Genomic DNA, 16,920 nt, shown 5'->3' on the forward strand with positions numbered 1-16,920 from the left:
GAGAAAATTATGAAAAAATTAACTGAAAAAATCACACAATTTATCGAAAACTTTAAAAATGTCCACGCGGAAGCCCGCAAGATTGGTTTTGCAGGAATCATGAACCTGCTCTGGAAAGATCTCTTTGTCGGTCGTAGCCTCTTCCAGTGGTTGTATCTCATTGTCCTGTCAAGTGTTCCCTTGATCTTGGAATTCACGCAAAATACAGAAAGTCATGACTGGATGAGCTTGTTTGCATCTTGGACTGGGATTGTCTGTGTTATCTTGGTAGCAGAAGGGCGTGTAAGCAATTATCTCTTTGGGGCCATTAACTCTGCTATCTATTTGGTTTTGGCTATGAATGCAACTTTTTATGGCGAAGTTTTGACGACCGTTTACTTCTTTGTCATGCAGCCGATTGGTCTCTATGCTTGGCTGTCCAATCGTATCAATGACCAAGGAAAAGTAGAAGAATCTCACTTTGAAGCTAAGAAATTATCTGTGCTTGACTGGATCAAGTACTTGGCTTTGACTGCTATCATTTGGATTGGTATGGGCTTGGCTTACCAAAGTATCCATAGTGCTCGCCCTTTCCGTGATAGTGTTACCGATGCGACCAATGGTGTCGGTCAGCTCTTGATGACACGTCTCTACCGTGAACAATGGATTTTCTGGATTGCAACTAATCTCTTTAGCATTTACCTCTGGTGGGGTGAAAATATCCATATTCAAGGGATGTACTGGGTTTACACACTCAATAGTCTAGTAGGTTGGTACCAATGGACCAAGGCAGTTCGTAAGGAGGCATAAAATGGCGGACACGATGATTCCAGCAGGGATGACAGAGAGAGAATATTTTGAAATCCATGCAAGTCAGGAAGAGTTTTTAGACTGGTACTACAAGCAGGAACTCCCTCAATACGAAAAACCAAGTGTGACGGTGGATATGGTAGCCTACTGCTTTGTCGAAGGAAAGATCAAGCTCTTATTAATTCGTCGCAAGGCTCACCCTTATCAAAATTGTTTGGCTCTGGTTGGAGGATTTATGGACAAGGGCGAAGACGCTGCGCATGCTTGTCAGCGTGAGGTGAGAGAAGAAGTCAATCTCGATCTTCCTTTGGAAAAAATTGAGCAATTGATGACCGTATCGACTCCCGGCCGTGACCCTCGGGGCTGGACAGTGACCATTGCCCACTTGGTTTATTTGCCTAGTCGTGCATTAGAACTTGTTCAAGCAGGAGACGATGCCAAGGATATCGTTTTTGTAGATGTCGATTTTCAGACAGGCAAGTGTTTCATAGAGGGAGTAGAGTTGGAGGAGCGAGCCTTCGCTTTTGATCATTATGCCATTATCCAAGAATCCATCAAACGAATCCAAGGCCGTCTCGACTGGAATCCGACCTTCCTCTATCTGCTGGAGGAGGAGTTCACTGTCTATGAAGGAACTGAACTGGTCAATCTTATCAATCCCGGTCGCCCCATCGTCAGTAATAACTTTCTCGTAAAATACGGAGAATATGTAGAAGAAGTCGGACTCAAACGAGTACCTAAAAAGAAACCAAGAAAAACCTATCGATTGAAATAAAAAACGAGGTCGGGAAAAGTTCCCGATCTCTTTATTTGCCTTTATTAGTTTGATTTGCTGTTGTGACTGCTTTTATGGGTGGCTATCTTTCTTAGAATTGCTCAACATGTGAGTAAATAAGTCTTTGTATCGTTGCTTGAGATAGTTCTCATGTAAAAATAACAAAGCAATATAAACAATCAAAAAGATTGTAGTCAGATAAAACACATCAAATGCAGTTCGCGCATAGTGAGTGGCTGACTGATAAGAGCCAATAGCTCCCAAAATCAACCAAGGAAGATACTTGTAATACTTATTTAGCATAAGAATGCACCTCCTATATTCTACTTCAATGTTATTATATTCCTTTGTACTTAAAGTTGCAAGCGATTACACAAAACAAATTTAAATTTTTAATAGGAAAATCTCCTGTTTTTCTGTTTTATTACGAATAAAAGAGTAGGAGGAGTAAATGTATCTAAAGTATTTAAGATTTTTAAAATAGTTTAGATAAATTGTTGACATATTTAAAACTGAATGTTACAATTATATTACAAAAAGATTTCTTTATATTTCTAAAATATTACAAAGGAGTAGAAAAATGAAAAAGAAAACCTATATCAAATTGATGGCAGCAACTGTATTGGCTTCAACCTTGCTATTAGGAGCTTGTGGAAATAAAAAGGAAACAACTCAAGCAAGCAGTTCTGCTAAGACAAGCCAATCATCAAGTTCTAAAGCAGCTTCTTCTAGCAAAGAAAGCAAGACTCAGAAGTCCTCAACTTCAACTTCATCTGAAAAGACTAAGGCGTCTACTAATCAATCTTCAGCAACTGCAACGCCATCACCAGCGGCACCTGCACCAGAGCAAAGACAAGGTCAAGAAGTAGCTAATCAACAGGCAGCTAGTCAACAAACTCCTGCTCAGGCTCCTTCAACTCAACAGTCTCCTCAAGCTCAGTCTAACCAATCAAGTTATGATCCTACAACTGACCGCAAACTTCAAGACAAGCAAGCAGAGCAAAATAAACGCTACAAGGGTGTTTTAACCATGGTAGATGGTGATTTCTCAGCTGCAGCGGGCAATTGGAAGGGAGCTAATGGCGAAACAATCACAGTTTCATCAGGAGGCCAATTCACAGTAGAATCTGCTGATGGAAAGAAAGATAATTATTCTATCAAAGGCTATTCTTATACTCTTGACGATGGTAAGTATAATGCCAAAATTGGTGGAGGAAAAGTCATCCAAATTACAACAGGAGCGGATGGTAAGGTTTCCAGCGTTGCTTTGAATCAATAATAATCCTCAGTATTTAAATTTTTACAATCAAAAACCCGTAACCTTTAAGAGAGTTACGGGTTTTAAACTATTAAGCCTTATCCAACTGCAAGAGTGCTTCAATCTCTGCTAGGGTGCTAGCTTGTGAAATGGCTCCACGGAGTTTGGCAGCGCCAGATGTTCCACGGAGGTAGTGAGGAGCGAGGCCACGGAATTCACGAACTGCTACGTTTTCCCCTTTGAGGTTAATCAAACGTTTCAAGTGTTCGTAGGCGATTTTCATCTTGTCTTCAAAGGTCAAATCAGGTAGGATTTCTCCTGTTTCAAAATAATGGTTGATTTGGTTGAAGAGGTAAGGATTTCCCATGGCAGCGCGACCAATCATAACTGCGTCAGCACCAACTTCTTCGATACGCTGTTTAGCTTCTTGAACCGTACGGATGTCACCATTGGCGATAAATGGAATCTTGGTCAAAGCTTGAGCGACCTTGTGAAGGGTCTCAAGGTCTGCGTGACCTGTATACATTTGTTCACGGGTACGACCATGCATGGCGAGGGCAGAAACACCTGCAGCTTCAGCAGCGAGGGCATTTTCTACTGCCAGAGATGGATCGGCCCAGCCGGTACGCATTTTGACAGTAAGTGGGATATCAAGGACAGATTGGACCTTGTTGATGATAGAGTAAATCTTATCTGGATCCTTGAGCCACATAGCGCCAGCTTCGTTCTTCACGATTTTGTTAACTGGGCAGCCCATGTTGATATCCACGATATCGGTTTTGGTGTTTTCTTGGATGAATTCTGCTGCGCGTGCTAGGCTGTCTTCATCACTACCAAAAAGTTGGATAGAAACAGGGTTTTCGCCTTCATCGATATGAAGCATATGCAAGGTTTTTTCATTGTTGTATTGGATTCCCTTGTCAGAGACCATTTCCATGACAACGAGTCCAGCTCCGAGCTCTTTTGCGATGGTACGAAAGGCTGAGTTGGTCACGCCAGCCATAGGTGCTAAAACAGTACGATTGGGAATCTCAACATTGCCAATCATAAAAGGTGTATTAAGATTTGTCACGAATGAGTTCCTCCAGGTCGTTTTCATCAAAGTTATAAGTTGTTTGGCAGAATTGACAAGTGATTTCTGCTCCGTGGTCTTCCTCTTTCATTTCCTGTAAGTCTGAGCTTGGAAGGCTAGCAAGAGCGTTCATAAAGCGTTCATGGCTACAGTCACATTGGAAACGAATTTCTTCTTCAGAAAGACGCTTGTAGGCTTCGTCACCGTAGATTGCTTTGAGGAGGGCTTCGATATGGTCGTCGCTTTCCAGAAGGGTTGAGATAGCTGGCATTTCTTGGATGCGTTTTTCAAAGCGAGCAATCTCTTCTTCCTTGGCTCCTGGTAAGACTTGAACTAGGAAACCACCTGCAACCTTGACCTTGTCTCCCTCGTCCAAAAGGACATTGAGGCCGACTGCTGAAGGAGTTTGTTGGCTTTCAGTCAGGTAAAAGGCAAGGTCTTCACCAATTTCTCCAGAGATGAGAGGAGTCATGGAGTTGTAAGGATTTCCAGTACCGTAGTCTGTGATAACGAGGAATTGACCATTTCCAACAAAAGGTCCAACTAGAACTTCACCAGTTGCAGTCTTTTTGATGTCAACACCAGGATTTTGAACGTAGCCTTTGACGTTACCTTTGGTATCAGCGACGGTGATGATAGCACCTAGGGAGCTAGATCCCAGCACTTTAACTGTTAGTTTAGTATTTCCTTTTTCATTGGCTGCGAGAATCTGGCTAGCGATAAGAGTTCGACCAAGCGCTACAGTTGAGCTAGCTTGGGTTTGGTGTTTTTCTTGAGCAGTGCGGACTGTTTCTGTGCTGTCAAGGACAAAAGCACGAAAGGCTCCGCTTTCTGATATAGTTTTAATAATTTTATCCATAGCTACTATTTTAGCATAAAAATGCCCAAAGGGGGAGCCGTGTGTTTGCTGATTTTTAGGATAATGGATCAGGAAATCAGCATGAAAATAAAAAGAGAAACAGATTATTTCAGCATTTGTAAGATTTATGCTATGCTTAAGGTAGAAAATGAAAGGGGTAACAAATGTATTTAGGAGATTTGATGGAAAAGGCCGAATCTGGCCAATTTTCAATCCTTTCCTTTCTATTACAAGAGTCTCAGACGACCGTCAAGGCTGTAATGGAGGAAACAGGATTTTCAAAAGCAACCCTAACCAAATATGTCACCCTGCTCAATGACAAGGCTTTGGATAGTGGCTTAGAGCTGACTATTCACTTAGAAGATGAAAATCTGCGTCTGTCAATCGGTGCAGCTACCAAGGGGAGAGATATCCGGAGCTTGTTTTTGGAGAATGCTGTTAAATACCAGATTTTGCTCTATCTTCTCTACCACCAACAGTTTTTAGCCCATCATCTGGCTCAAGAATTGATGATTAGTGAGGCAACACTTGGTCGCCACTTAGCTAGTTTAAATCATATTTTGTCAGAATTTGATTTATCCATCCAGAATGGACGTTGGCGAGGTCCAGAGCATCAGATTCGCTATTTCTATTTCTGTCTTTTCCGCAAGGTCTGGTCGAGTCAGGAATGGGAAGATCACATGCAGAAACCAGAGAGAAAGCAGGAAATTGCTACACTAGAAGAGATCTGCGGTGCAAGTTTGTCTTCGGGGCAGAAATTGGACTTGGTTCTCTGGGCTCATATCAGTCAACAACGTCTCCGTGTCAATGCCTGTCAGTTTCAAGTCATAGAAGAGAAAATGCGAGGGTATTTTGACAATATTTTCTACCTTCGTTTGCATCGAAAGGCTCCGTCATTTTTCGCTGGACAACACCTTCCTCTAGGAACTGAGGATGGGGAGATGATGATATTCTTCTCTTTCCTCCTATCTCATCGCATTCTTCCTCTTCATACTATGGAGTATATCCTTGGTTTTGGAGGGCAGTTAGCCGATTTGCTGACGCAATTGATTCAAGAAATGAAGAAGGAGGAGTTGCTGGGTGATTATACAGAGGACCATGTTACCTATGAACTCAGTCAGCTTTGTGCTCAAATCTATCTCTATAAGGGCTATATTTTACAGGATCGCTACAAATACCAGTTAGAAAATCGTCATCCTTATTTGCTGATGGAACATGATTTTAAGGGGACAGCAGAGGAGATTTTTCATGTTCTACCTGCCTTTCAGCAGGGGACAGACTTAGATAAGAAGATTCTATGGGAATGGCTCCAGCTGATAGAATATATGGCTGAAAATGGTGGTCAGCATATGCGGATTGGTCTGGATTTGACATCTGGTTTTCTTGTCTTTTCAAGGATGGCAGCCATTTTGAAACGGTATTTGGAATATAATCGTTTTATTACCATTGAAGCCTATGACCGAACTCGACATTATGATTTGCTGGTTACCAATAACCCCATTCATAAGAAGGAACAAACCCCAGTCTATTATTTAAAAAATGACTTGGATATGGAAGATTTGGCGGCTATTCGTCAGTTATTATTCACTTAAAAGGCTTGGTCGTTCCAGGTCTTTTATTTGAAAAAAGACAGTAAAAAAGCGCAAAAAATCACTTCCTGTGCTATACTGTAATTGAATTTTTTTAGTTTTGGTGTTAGAACTGTTTCATCAGTCCTAGCGCCTTTTCTTTTTGATAAGTCTGCTTGGTGGAGAGTAGTTTGTAAATGATTCTGAGAATCTTATGAGCACAAGCAATGACGACTTTCATCTTGCTTCCTCTTTGGGAAATTCGATTGTAAAAAGAAGAAAAAGCTGGATCCTTAGAATGTGCTGCAATTAATCCTGACATGGTCAAAGCCTGTTTGATATATCGATTTCCTTGCGTGATGTGTGAGGATTTCTTAATGCCAGCACTTTCATAAGACCCTGGACAGAGTCCAGCCCATGATGCTAAGTGTTCATCGGATGGAAAGGCTGTAACAGTTGGCCCAATCTCAGCTAGAATAGTGGCAGCACAGTTTTCATTCACGCCAGGAATGGTTTGAAGTATCCTATTTTCCTCAGGGGAACTCCTTTTCAATGTAGTGTTGAATCTCATCGGTCAGTTTTTCAATGAGTTCCTGATACATCTGACATTCCTCTAAACTCTGGTCTAAGAGAAAGCGGTCTTCTAGTGACAACTTTCCTTCCATCGCTTCAACGAGTTCTTCTGGACTTGCTTTCACTCGCTTCTGGATACAAGGGATAACAGATTCTACATTAATAGTTTCTCCGTTAATGAATAATTTTAAAAGTGCTTGCCCCGTTTTAGAAAAAATATCAGAAAGATAACTGGTTAGCTTGATATTGGTCCGTTGTAAGAGATTGTGAATTTCATTTTTGACTTGAGTTTGACGTTGCTTGTAAGAACGCATGCGACGTGCCAATAAACGAAGCTGTACCACTTCAGGGGCAGGGATATAGGAAGGCTCAATCAGTCCGCAACGGCCGAGTTGAGCAATCCATTCAGCGTCCTTCATGTCTGTCTTACGACCGGGTACATTCTTGATATGTTGAGGATTGGCAAGTACTAAGACGAGTTCAGAATCTGAAAAGATATTAAAGAGAGGGAGCCAATATTGCCCAGTACTTTCAAAAAAGACATGTGTGACATGCTTTTCTACCATCCAATCTAAGGCATTGTGAAGAGCTACAGTAGTTGTCCCAAATTTCTTCTGAATTTTCTTTGGTTTATTGCTATCTAGTGGACCATCTAGAATACAACAAACAATGGATTTTTGGTGGACATCAATACCACAACACGTTTCAATCATGACTTCCATTATAAAAACCTCTTGTTAACTATTTGAACAATAGAACAAGAGGCTAATTGTAATTTTATTTTCATGCTCAAGGCATATTCGAGTTATCTCATGACTCTTGTTCATCCAGTTTTTTGTACAGGCTAGGAAAAGCCCTATTAAAGACCACGGATTTGTATTGTTCATCTTCATTATAAGCTAAACTTCTTTTTCTGTCACGAGTTAGCAGGCTCTGGCTGCTTAGAGTTTTTTGTGAAATTCATACAATCTACTCACATTTTTTAAAAAATTAAAAAAAGTTGATAAACAAGAAAGCGCTTTATTTTGTATACTAGTTAGTGTAAAGAGGATACATCCTCAAGATCTTTATCAGGAGGACAGCACATGTCACAAGAAAAATACATCATGGCCATTGACCAGGGAACTACAAGTTCTCGTGCCATTATTTTCAACAAAAAAGGAGAAAAGGTCAGCTCGAGTCAAAAAGAGTTCACTCAGATTTTCCCTCAGGCAGGTTGGGTAGAGCACAATGCCAATGAAATTTGGAACTCTGTTCAGTCAGTTATTGCTGGAGCTTTCATCGAAAGTGGTGTCAAGCCAAATCAAATCGAAGCAATCGGGATTACCAACCAGCGTGAAACAACGGTTGTCTGGGATAAGAAAACAGGACTCCCTATCTACAACGCTATCGTTTGGCAATCACGTCAGACAGCTCCTCTGGCTGAGCAACTAAAAAGCCAAGGTTATGTGGAAAAATTCCATGAAAAGACTGGTTTGATCATCGATGCTTACTTCTCAGCTACCAAGGTTCGTTGGATTTTGGACCATGTAGAGGGTGCGCAAGAGAGAGCTGAAAAGGGAGAATTGCTCTTTGGTACCATCGATACTTGGTTGGTTTGGAAATTGACTGACGGTGCGGCTCACGTGACTGACTACTCAAATGCAGCTCGTACCATGCTTTATAACATTAAAGAACTAAAGTGGGATGACGAGATTTTGGAAATTCTCAACATTCCTAAGGCTATGCTTCCAGAAGTTCGTTCTAACTCTGAAATCTACGGCAAGACAGCTCCATTCCATTTCTACGGTGGAGAAGTGCCAATCTCAGGTATGGCTGGGGACCAACAGGCAGCCCTCTTTGGACAGTTGGCCTTTGAACCAGGTATGGTCAAGAATACTTATGGAACAGGTTCTTTCATCATCATGAATACTGGGGAAGAGATGCAGTTGTCTGAGAACAACCTTTTGACAACCATTGGTTACGGAATCAACGGCAAGGTTTATTATGCCTTGGAAGGTTCTATCTTTATCGCAGGAAGTGCTATTCAGTGGCTTCGTGACGGTCTTCGTATGGTAGAAAATTCACCAGAATCTGAAAAATACGCCCGTGATTCGCACAACAACGATGAAGTTTATGTCGTACCAGCCTTTACAGGTCTGGGTGCTCCATACTGGAACCAAAACGCTCGTGGTTCTGTCTTTGGTTTGACTCGTGGAACAAGCAAAGAAGACTTTATCAAGGCAACCTTGCAATCGATCGCTTATCAAGTGCGTGACATCATCGATACCATGCAAGTGGATGCTCAGACAGCTATCCAAGTCTTGAAAGTGGACGGTGGTGCAGCTATGAACAATTTCCTCATGCAGTTCCAAGCTGATATTTTGGGAATCGATATCGCACGCGCCAAAAACTTGGAAACAACTGCACTAGGAGCAGCCTTCCTAGCAGGTTTGTCAGTAGGCTACTGGAAAGACTTGGATGAGTTGAAACTCTTGAACGAGACAGGAGAACTCTTTGAGCCATCGATGAACGAATCTCGCAAGGAACAACTCTACAAGGGCTGGAAGAAGGCTGTGAAAGCAACTCAAGTCTTTGCGGAAATTGACGACTAATACCGGAAGAATAAAGCGACTCAGTTAGAAAGTGTGTAAATATGGAATTTTCAAAGAAAACACGTGAATTATCAATTAAAAAAATGCAAGAACGTACCTTGGACCTCTTGATTATCGGTGGGGGGATTACAGGGGCTGGTGTAGCCTTGCAGGCGGCAGCTAGTGGTCTTGAAACTGGTTTGATTGAAATGCAGGACTTCGCAGAAGGAACATCCAGCCGTTCAACAAAATTAGTTCACGGAGGTCTGCGTTACCTCAAACAATTTGACGTAGAAGTGGTATCAGATACAGTTTCTGAACGTGCAGTGGTTCAACAAATCGCTCCACACATTCCGAAACCAGACCCAATGCTCTTGCCAGTTTACGATGAAGATGGAGCTACCTTTAGCCTCTTCCGTCTTAAAGTAGCTATGGACTTGTACGACCTTTTGGCAGGAGTTAACAACACGCCAGCTGCTAACAAGGTTTTGAGCAAGGAAGAAGTTTTGGAACGCCAGCCAAACTTGAAGAAAGAAGGTTTGGTAGGAGGTGGAGTTTACCTTGACTTCCGTAACAACGATGCGCGTCTCGTGATCGAAAACATCAAACGTGCCAACCAAGACGGTGCCCTCATTGCTAACCACGTGAAGGCAGAAGGCTTCCTCTTTGACGAAAGTGGCAAGATTACAGGTGTGGTAGCTCGTGATCTCTTGACAGACCAAGTCTTTGAAATCAAGGCCCGTCTGGTTATTAACACAACAGGTCCTTGGAGCGACAAAGTACGCAATTTGTCTAATAAGGGAACCCAATTCTCACAAATGCGTCCAACTAAGGGAGTTCACTTGGTAGTGGATTCAAGCAAAATTAAGGTTTCACAGCCAGTTTACTTTGACACTGGTTTGGGAGATGGCCGTATGGTCTTTGTTCTCCCACGTGAAAACAAGACTTACTTTGGTACAACGGATACAGACTACACAGGTGATTTGGAACATCCAAAAGTAACTCAAGAAGATGTAGATTATCTACTTGGCATTGTCAACAACCGCTTCCCAGAAGCCAACATTACCATTGATGATATTGAAAGTAGCTGGGCAGGTCTTCGTCCATTGATCGCAGGCAATAGCGCTTCTGACTACAATGGAGGAAATAACGGAACCATCAGTGATGAAAGCTTTAACAACTTGATTGCGACTGTTGAATCTTATCTCTCTAAAGAAAAAACGCGTGAAGATGTTGAGTCTGCTGTCAGCAAGCTTGAAAGCAGTACCTCTGAGAAACATTTGGACCCATCTGCAGTTTCTCGTGGTTCTAGCTTGGACCGAGATGATAATGGTCTCTTGACCCTTGCTGGTGGTAAAATTACAGACTACCGTAAGATGGCTGAAGGAGCTATGGAGCGCGTGGTTGACATCCTCAAAGCAGAATTTGACCGCAGCTTTAAACTCATCAACTCGAAGACTTACCCTGTTTCAGGTGGAGAATTGAACCCAGCAAATGTGGACTCAGAAATCGAAGCCTTTGCGCAACTTGGAGTTTCACGTGGATTGGATAGCAAGGAAGCTCACTATCTGGCAAATCTTTACGGTTCAAATGCACCGAAGGTCTTCGCCCTTGCTCACAGCTTGGAACAGGCGCCAGGACTCAGCTTGGCAGACACCTTGTCCCTTCACTATGCAATGCGCAATGAGTTGGCTCTTAGCCCAGTTGACTTCCTTCTTCGTCGTACCAACCACATGCTCTTTATGCGTGATAGTTTGGATAGTATCGTTGAGCCAGTTTTGGATGAAATGGGACGATTCTATGACTGGACTGAAGAAGAAAAAGTAGCCTACCGTGCGGATGTCGAAGCAGCTCTTGCTCAAAACGACTTAGCAGAATTAAAAAATTAAGAAAAAGGAAAAGAGGTGGAGGGCAGCATTCCTTGTCGCCCACCCCTTCTTTTTAATGGAGACAGAAAGATGATGAAAGAATTATTTGGAGAATTTTTGGGGACTTTAATCCTGATTCTTCTAGGAAATGGTGTTGTTGCAGGTGTGGTTCTTCCAAAAACTAAGAGCAACAGTTCAGGTTGGATTGTGATTACTATGGGTTGGGGGATTGCAGTTGCGGTTGCAGTATTTGTATCTGGCAAACTCAGTCCAGCTCATTTAAACCCAGCTGTGACAATTGGTGTAGCCTTAAAAGGTGACTTGCCTTGGGCTTCCGTTTTGCCTTATATCTTAGCCCAGTTCGCAGGGGCTATGCTCGGTCAGATTTTGGTTTGGTTGCAATTCAAACCGCACTATGAGGCAGAAGAAAATGCAGGAAATATCCTGGCAACCTTCAGTACTGGACCAGCCATCAAAGATACTGTATCAAACTTGATCAGCGAAATCCTTGGCACCTTTGTATTGGTATTGACAATCTTTGCTTTGGGGCTTTACGATTTTCAGGCAGGTATCGGAACCTTTGCAGTAGGAACTTTGATTGTCGGTATCGGTCTATCACTAGGTGGGACAACAGGCTATGCTTTGAACCCTGCGCGTGACCTTGGACCTCGTATCATGCACAGCATCTTGCCTATTCCAAATAAGGGAGACGGAGACTGGTCTTACGCTTGGATTCCAGTTGTAGGACCTGTTATCGGTGCAACCTTGGCAGTGCTTGTATTCTCACTTTTCTAATCTAGAAAATAATTATGTTGATAGAGCTTGAGATGAGTATCTCAGGCTTTTTTCATTGAGTATAACTTCTTAGAGCTAGCCAACAACGATAATAATCTTTCCTTTAAAAAGTAGGAATCATAAAGGCAATAGCTTTTTCTTTTTCATGTGAAAAACATCACTTTTGTTTTCTGCTATTTTATGCTAAAATATTAAAAATCAAATTTTAATTCCAAAGTTGGCAACTAAGATGGGAGCCTTATATGTCTAATTCATTTATCAAGTTGTTAGTCTCTCAATTGTTTGCAAATTTAGCAGATATTTTCTTTAGAGTAACAATCATTGCGAACATATACATTATTTCAAAATCAGTAATTGCCACATCACTAGTTCCTATTTTAATAGGGATATCCTCTTTTGTTGCTAGTCTTTTAGTTCCTTTAGTTACTAAAAGACTAGCGCTCAATAGGGTTTTATCTTTATCCCAATTTGGAAAGACTATATTATTGGCGATACTGGTAGGAATGTTTATACTAATGCAATCAGTAGCGCCTTTGGTGACCTATCTATTTGTTGTTGCGATTTCCATATTGGATGGTTTTGCAGCACCTGTTTCCTATGCTATTGTGCCACGCTATGCGACCGATTTGGGCAAGGCTAACTCATCCTTGTCAATGACTGGTGAAGCTGTTCAGTTAGTGGGTTGGGGATTAGGTGGACTCTTGTTTGCAACAATTGGTCTCTTACCTACCACGTTTATCATTTTAATCTTGTATATCATTTCTAGCTTTCTGATGTTATTTCTTCCGAAGGCGGAAGTGGAGGTGCTAGAGTCAGAAACTAATCTTGAAATTTTGCTCAAAGGTTGGAAGTTAGTTGCCAGAGATCCTAGATTAAGACTTTTTGTATCAGCAAATTTATTGGAAATTTTCTCAAATACAATTTGGGTTTCGTCTATCATACTTGTCTTTGTGACTGAGTTATTAAATGAAACGGAAAGTTACTGGGGATATTCTAATACAGCATACTCTATTGGGATTATAATTAGTGGCTTAATTGCTTTTAGGCTATCTGAAAAGTTCCTCGCTGCTAAATGGGAAAGTATTCTTTTTTCTCTTGTAGCCATGGCAATAGTGACACTGACTATTCTATTTTTTCCAAATGCACAGATGTTTTTATTATTTTCAGCTTTAGTTGGTATGTTATCGCAACTAAAAGAAGTTCCTGAAAGTGTATTTCTTCAGGAAACAGTAGAGGAAAATAACTTGGTTAATGTCTATTCCGTTCTTGAAGTGATTTCGACATTAGCATTTTCAGTATTTGTTTTGCTAATGAGCTATATTACTGAGAATTTTGGTATTAGCATCAGTTTTTGGCTATCAGCAATTTGTCTGATGATAGAAGCTATTTTAATTTATATCAGACGAGATTATTTTAAATGAGAGACTAGTTAAAAAGTCTTGAAAAATTAGAAAAGCGCATAGTATCAGGTGTTGAAAAAACTTGATATTGTGCGTTTTATTATGAAATTGAATTATGAAGAGAAAGTTCAAATCCATGAACTAAAAAACAAGGAATCAGCTTAAAGCAACTTTCAACTATATTTGGAGTAGGTATTTCTAAACTAACATACATGTTTAGTTTGTTTTGATCGTTATGGGATTGAAATTGTCAAGAAAGGGCAGAATCGCGATTATTCTCCAGAATTAAAACAAAAAATGATTGATAAAGTTCTTCTTGAAGGTCGTTCGCAAGGAAGTGTTAGTCTTGATTATGCCCTCCCAAACCAAGGAATGCTTCCAAATTGGCTGGCACAATACAGGAAAAACAGGTATACTATTGCTGAGAAAACAAGAGGAAGGTTAGCTAAAATGGGACGTAAACAGAAGAAAACTTGTGAAGAAATGACAGAATTAGAACGATTTAAGGAGGAGAATGAACGCTTACGTACTGAGGTAGCTTACCTAAAAGAGTTAGAGGAAAGAGTCGAAGTTTTACAGCTAAAAAGTCAGAATCCTTCACTGGTTCCTTCATCAATTTTTTGTTCTTGAATTTTATTTATTGTGTGAATAATTTTGTCTCATTATTGGAATTCAGTTTTAAGAGTTATTTGGATTTTTTATTTTCGGGAATAAGATAATAGAAGTATTTATAGTTTTTAAATTATGATATAATGAATAAAGTTAACTATCCTTGGTAATATGATAGGAACTAATCTTAAAAAGATAAATCATGAGATGAGAAAAAGAAAAAAGGAGTTTGGCTGGTATGAATTATTTCGAGGGGAATGAGTTTTTCCTTCTTTTGTTTGTAGTTTTACTAATTGGTTTTGTAGTAAACTTTTTTGAAAAACGTAAGGACTACTATATTTTGGTGCTCTCCCTCTTATTTGCAGGAGCTATTTATGGCAAGAGTAGAGCAATGATTGTCTATTTAATCTCCTTTGTAATTTATCAATATTTTCTGGTTTTCATAGCACAGAGGATAGAAGCAAAGCGGCTGAAACCACTGGTTTTCCTTTCCATTCTTCCTTTAGTGATCAATAAAGTCTTTGCCCTGACTGCTCTGCATTTATTGGCCTTTATTGGCATTTCTTACATGTCCTTTAAGACCATTCAGATCATGCTGGAGATATCGGATGGCTTGATTAAAGAAAAGATTAGCATAAAAGACTACCTGCAATTTTTACTTTTTTTCCCTACAGTTAGTGCTGGTCCGATTGATCGGAGTAGGAGATTTTTAAAAGAGATAAACGAGGTCATGCCTCGAAAAGAGTATCTAGAGTTAGCAGGGGACGGTGTGTATCGTATCGTTCTAGGCCTTCTCTACAAGGTTGTTTTATCAACCTATGTTTATCAGATGTTACTCGCTCTAAATAATACTGGCACAGTCGTTTACTCAATCAAGTATATGTACCTCTATACCTTGTATCTGTTCTTCGACTTTGCAGGCTATAGTCTAATGGCCGTTGGAAGTAGCAATATTCTAGGTATTCAGACACCGATGAACTTTAACAAACCTTTCTTGAGTGTCGATATCAAGGATTTCTGGACCAGATGGCATATCACCTTGTCGATCTGGTTGAGAGATTTTGTATTTTCAAGAGTATTGATGCAGGTTATCAGGAAAAAATGGTTTAAAAATAGACTACACAATGCAACCTATGCCTATATGGTCAATATGTTGGTCATGGGTTTTTGGCATGGCCTTAGTGTTAGCTACATTGTTTATGGTTTTTATCACGGTGTCTTGATGGCTGGATTTGAAGTGTATCAAAAGAAAAGCACTTTTTATAAGAAAAATAAAAACAAAAATTGGTATAAACTACTAAGTTGGTTTGTGACCATGAATTTGGTTATGATTGGTTTCTTTATCTTTTCAGGTGAACCCTATAAAATCTTACTTACGATTTTAAAGAGATAAGAAATTGAAAAGAGATTGGACGAATCGAAGGGATAGGATAAAACTAGATGATTAAACTAAAAGCATTTTTGCTATCGCTTGTGCTCGTAATTGCGACGCTTGCCCTTTTAAATGTGACATACGTCAAGAAGATTGATGATTATTATAAAGTAAAGGATAACAGTATTCGCTATAGCACTTCGTATGAAAAGTATAAAAGTAGAGATATTCTGACAAGCAATATTACTCCCAATACATTTGTTTTATTGGGATCATCTGAGTTGGTTGCGACGATAAATGAAGACTATCATCCCAATAAAATTTTTAACTACAACGATTTTAATATCATGCAGATTGGGACCAGTTATTCACAAAACATCATTCAGGCTACGACCTTGGGTTCTATTGAAGGATCTATGACTAAGAGAAAAGTGGCTATAATAGAGTCGGTTCAGTGGTTTGAAAAAGATGGGACTCATCAAGATGCATTTTTGAACAAGGCTTCTCAGGAACATATTTTCCATATGCTAGGTAATGATAAGATTAGTAAGGAAACGAAAGAAAAACTAATCAATCGCATTATCGAAATTAGCAAGGGGAACAAGCAACAAAATGACATCTACAAAAAATACAAAAATTATTTCATAGATGAGAAAGGAACGATTATTGATAAAAAACTATTAGAGTTCGATAATGCGATTTATTCCTTTAAACTCAAACAGACTTTTTATCAAAAACATGCCAAATCAGATTATCCTTCACTAGGGGATAAAACCCCAGACTATGATTGGGAAAAAATGACGAATCAGTTTGTAGAAGAGGTCAAAAAGAAAACAGACAATAATGATTATGCTGTTGATAATAACTACTACAATACCTACTTAAAAGATCGCTATGTATCTCTGAAAGATTCTAATAAAGATTTGAGTTATCTGGAGTCACCAGAGTATTCAGATATGGAACTTTTCTTGACAGTTGCCAAGGAATTGGGCATTGAAGTTGAGGTCATTATTTTCCCAGTAAATGGTAAATGGAATGACTACACAGGTGTCTCAAGAGAGATGCGGGAGAAAACTTATAAAAAAATAGAAGATGTCGCAAAAAGCCATGGTGCAACGGTATTAAACTATGGAAACAGAGAGTATGATGATTACTTTTTATTTGATGTGATGCACGTTGGAGTGAAAGGATGGATGGAAGTTGAAAAAGAACTATACAAATTTGCAAACCAAGATAACTAACACACACCGTTTAATCTTGTGGACGCTATTTTTCTATACGGTTATCTTAAGCATCGTGATTTATTGTTTTGTTACCGATTTTTCGAACATTCAAGAATTTATCTATAGTGAATTCTAGGATTACATACTATAAAAATCTCTAGATAAAGGGAACTGCACCGATAAAGT

Annotated in this window: 15 protein-coding genes and 1 pseudogene; 11 read left to right on the forward strand and 5 right to left on the reverse strand. The window is 39.9% G+C overall.

The genetic code is table 11. From position 1 onward, the window contains the following. Positions 1–9: 9 nt before the first annotated feature. Positions 10–789, forward strand: coding sequence for a nicotinamide riboside transporter PnuC (pnuC, locus tag D8845_RS04740; RefSeq protein ID WP_125452659.1), 780 nt, complete (start codon positions 10–12; stop codon positions 787–789). Position 790: 1 nt separating this feature from the next. Then, the gene (locus D8845_RS04745; RefSeq protein WP_125452660.1) at positions 791–1,564 is read left to right on the forward strand and encodes an NUDIX domain-containing protein; all 774 of its coding nucleotides are present in this window, start codon (positions 791–793) and stop codon (positions 1,562–1,564) included. Between the two features lie 72 nt (positions 1,565–1,636). Here the strand turns inward: D8845_RS04745 and D8845_RS04750 are convergent, their stop codons facing one another. Next, a complete protein-coding gene (locus tag D8845_RS04750) occupies positions 1,637–1,867 on the reverse strand; it encodes a hypothetical protein (RefSeq protein ID WP_125452661.1) in 231 nt (76 codons plus the stop codon). A gap of 277 nt (positions 1,868–2,144) precedes the next feature. Between D8845_RS04750 and D8845_RS04755 the strand changes: the two genes are divergently transcribed. Beyond that, positions 2,145–2,843 (forward strand): hypothetical protein, encoded by a 699-nt coding sequence (locus tag D8845_RS04755; protein ID WP_125452662.1) that lies wholly within the window; start codon positions 2,145–2,147, stop codon positions 2,841–2,843. A 70-nt stretch (positions 2,844–2,913) separates the two neighbouring features. On the opposite strand, the gene dusB is transcribed toward D8845_RS04755, so the two are convergent. Then, positions 2,914–3,894, reverse strand: coding sequence for a tRNA dihydrouridine synthase DusB (dusB, locus tag D8845_RS04760; RefSeq protein WP_000183308.1), 981 nt, complete (start codon positions 3,892–3,894; stop codon positions 2,914–2,916). Next, positions 3,881–4,753 carry an Hsp33 family molecular chaperone HslO gene (hslO, locus tag D8845_RS04765; RefSeq protein ID WP_125452663.1) on the reverse strand — a complete coding sequence of 291 codons (873 nt, stop codon included), beginning with the start codon at positions 4,751–4,753 and terminating at the stop codon, positions 3,881–3,883. The genes dusB and hslO overlap by 14 nt, the downstream gene beginning before the upstream one ends. Positions 4,754–4,917: 164 nt before the next feature. Between hslO and D8845_RS04770 the strand changes: the two genes are divergently transcribed. Further along, positions 4,918–6,345: a helix-turn-helix domain-containing protein gene (locus D8845_RS04770; RefSeq protein WP_125452664.1), complete on the forward strand. Its 1,428-nt coding sequence runs from the start codon at positions 4,918–4,920 to the stop codon at positions 6,343–6,345. Between the two features lie 103 nt (positions 6,346–6,448). Here D8845_RS04770 and D8845_RS04775 read toward each other — a convergent pair whose 3' ends face one another. Together D8845_RS04775 and D8845_RS04780 are read right to left on the reverse strand one after the other, a co-directional pair. Then, positions 6,449–6,874 carry a transposase gene (locus D8845_RS04775; protein ID WP_185757388.1) on the reverse strand — a complete coding sequence of 142 codons (426 nt, stop codon included), beginning with the start codon at positions 6,872–6,874 and terminating at the stop codon, positions 6,449–6,451. Beyond that, positions 6,855–7,616 (reverse strand): IS110 family transposase, encoded by a 762-nt coding sequence (locus D8845_RS04780; protein WP_125452666.1) that lies wholly within the window; start codon positions 7,614–7,616, stop codon positions 6,855–6,857. The genes D8845_RS04775 and D8845_RS04780 overlap by 20 nt, the downstream gene beginning before the upstream one ends. A gap of 363 nt (positions 7,617–7,979) precedes the next feature. Between D8845_RS04780 and glpK the strand changes: the two genes are divergently transcribed. The 7 genes and pseudogenes from glpK (at position 7,980) to dltD (ending at position 16,752) form a co-directional block, all read left to right on the forward strand. Continuing rightward, positions 7,980–9,488 (forward strand): glycerol kinase GlpK, encoded by a 1,509-nt coding sequence (gene glpK, locus D8845_RS04785; RefSeq protein ID WP_020902154.1) that lies wholly within the window; start codon positions 7,980–7,982, stop codon positions 9,486–9,488. A gap of 41 nt (positions 9,489–9,529) precedes the next feature. Further along, positions 9,530–11,356: a type 1 glycerol-3-phosphate oxidase gene (gene glpO, locus D8845_RS04790; RefSeq protein WP_125452667.1), complete on the forward strand. Its 1,827-nt coding sequence runs from the start codon at positions 9,530–9,532 to the stop codon at positions 11,354–11,356. A 69-nt stretch (positions 11,357–11,425) separates the two neighbouring features. After that, positions 11,426–12,130, forward strand: a complete 705-nt coding sequence (locus D8845_RS04795; protein WP_125452668.1) for an MIP/aquaporin family protein — start codon at positions 11,426–11,428, stop codon at positions 12,128–12,130. A gap of 242 nt (positions 12,131–12,372) precedes the next feature. Further along, positions 12,373–13,551 carry a ryptide export MFS transporter gene (locus D8845_RS04800; protein ID WP_125452669.1) on the forward strand — a complete coding sequence of 393 codons (1,179 nt, stop codon included), beginning with the start codon at positions 12,373–12,375 and terminating at the stop codon, positions 13,549–13,551. 81 nt (positions 13,552–13,632) lie between these two features. After that, positions 13,633–14,088 (forward strand): annotated as a pseudogene (locus tag D8845_RS04805) (transposase); the annotation flags it as partial. Between the two features lie 289 nt (positions 14,089–14,377). Beyond that, on the forward strand, positions 14,378–15,532 hold the full coding sequence (gene dltB, locus D8845_RS04810) for a D-alanyl-lipoteichoic acid biosynthesis protein DltB (RefSeq protein WP_125452670.1): 1,155 nt from the start codon (positions 14,378–14,380) through the stop codon (positions 15,530–15,532). Between the two features lie 47 nt (positions 15,533–15,579). Continuing rightward, complete coding sequence (dltD, locus tag D8845_RS04815) at positions 15,580–16,752, forward strand: D-alanyl-lipoteichoic acid biosynthesis protein DltD (protein ID WP_125452671.1); 1,173 nt, start codon at positions 15,580–15,582, stop codon at positions 16,750–16,752. Positions 16,753–16,920 lie beyond the last annotated feature (168 nt).

It is taken from the genome of Streptococcus mitis (assembly GCF_003942865.1).
Lineage (GTDB): Bacteria > Bacillota > Bacilli > Lactobacillales > Streptococcaceae > Streptococcus > Streptococcus mitis_BI.

Excerpts from the sequence above, each read along its gene's own strand:
- pnuC (WP_125452659.1), top strand. The coding sequence starts at position 10 with ATGAAAAAATTAACTGAAAAAATCACACAATTTATCGAAAACTTTAAA.
- D8845_RS04745 (WP_125452660.1), top strand. The coding sequence starts at position 791 with ATGGCGGACACGATGATTCCAGCAGGGATGACAGAGAGAGAATATTTT.
- D8845_RS04750 (WP_125452661.1), bottom strand. The coding sequence starts at position 1,867 with ATGCTAAATAAGTATTACAAGTATCTTCCTTGGTTGATTTTGGGAGCT.
- D8845_RS04755 (WP_125452662.1), top strand. The coding sequence starts at position 2,145 with ATGAAAAAGAAAACCTATATCAAATTGATGGCAGCAACTGTATTGGCT.
- hslO (WP_125452663.1), bottom strand. The coding sequence starts at position 4,753 with ATGGATAAAATTATTAAAACTATATCAGAAAGCGGAGCCTTTCGTGCT.
- D8845_RS04770 (WP_125452664.1), top strand. The coding sequence starts at position 4,918 with ATGTATTTAGGAGATTTGATGGAAAAGGCCGAATCTGGCCAATTTTCA.
- D8845_RS04780 (WP_125452666.1), bottom strand. The coding sequence starts at position 7,616 with ATGGAAGTCATGATTGAAACGTGTTGTGGTATTGATGTCCACCAAAAA.
- glpK (WP_020902154.1), top strand. The coding sequence starts at position 7,980 with ATGTCACAAGAAAAATACATCATGGCCATTGACCAGGGAACTACAAGT.
- glpO (WP_125452667.1), top strand. The coding sequence starts at position 9,530 with ATGGAATTTTCAAAGAAAACACGTGAATTATCAATTAAAAAAATGCAA.
- D8845_RS04795 (WP_125452668.1), top strand. The coding sequence starts at position 11,426 with ATGATGAAAGAATTATTTGGAGAATTTTTGGGGACTTTAATCCTGATT.
- D8845_RS04800 (WP_125452669.1), top strand. The coding sequence starts at position 12,373 with ATGTCTAATTCATTTATCAAGTTGTTAGTCTCTCAATTGTTTGCAAAT.
- dltB (WP_125452670.1), top strand. The coding sequence starts at position 14,378 with ATGAATTATTTCGAGGGGAATGAGTTTTTCCTTCTTTTGTTTGTAGTT.
- dltD (WP_125452671.1), top strand. The coding sequence starts at position 15,580 with ATGATTAAACTAAAAGCATTTTTGCTATCGCTTGTGCTCGTAATTGCG.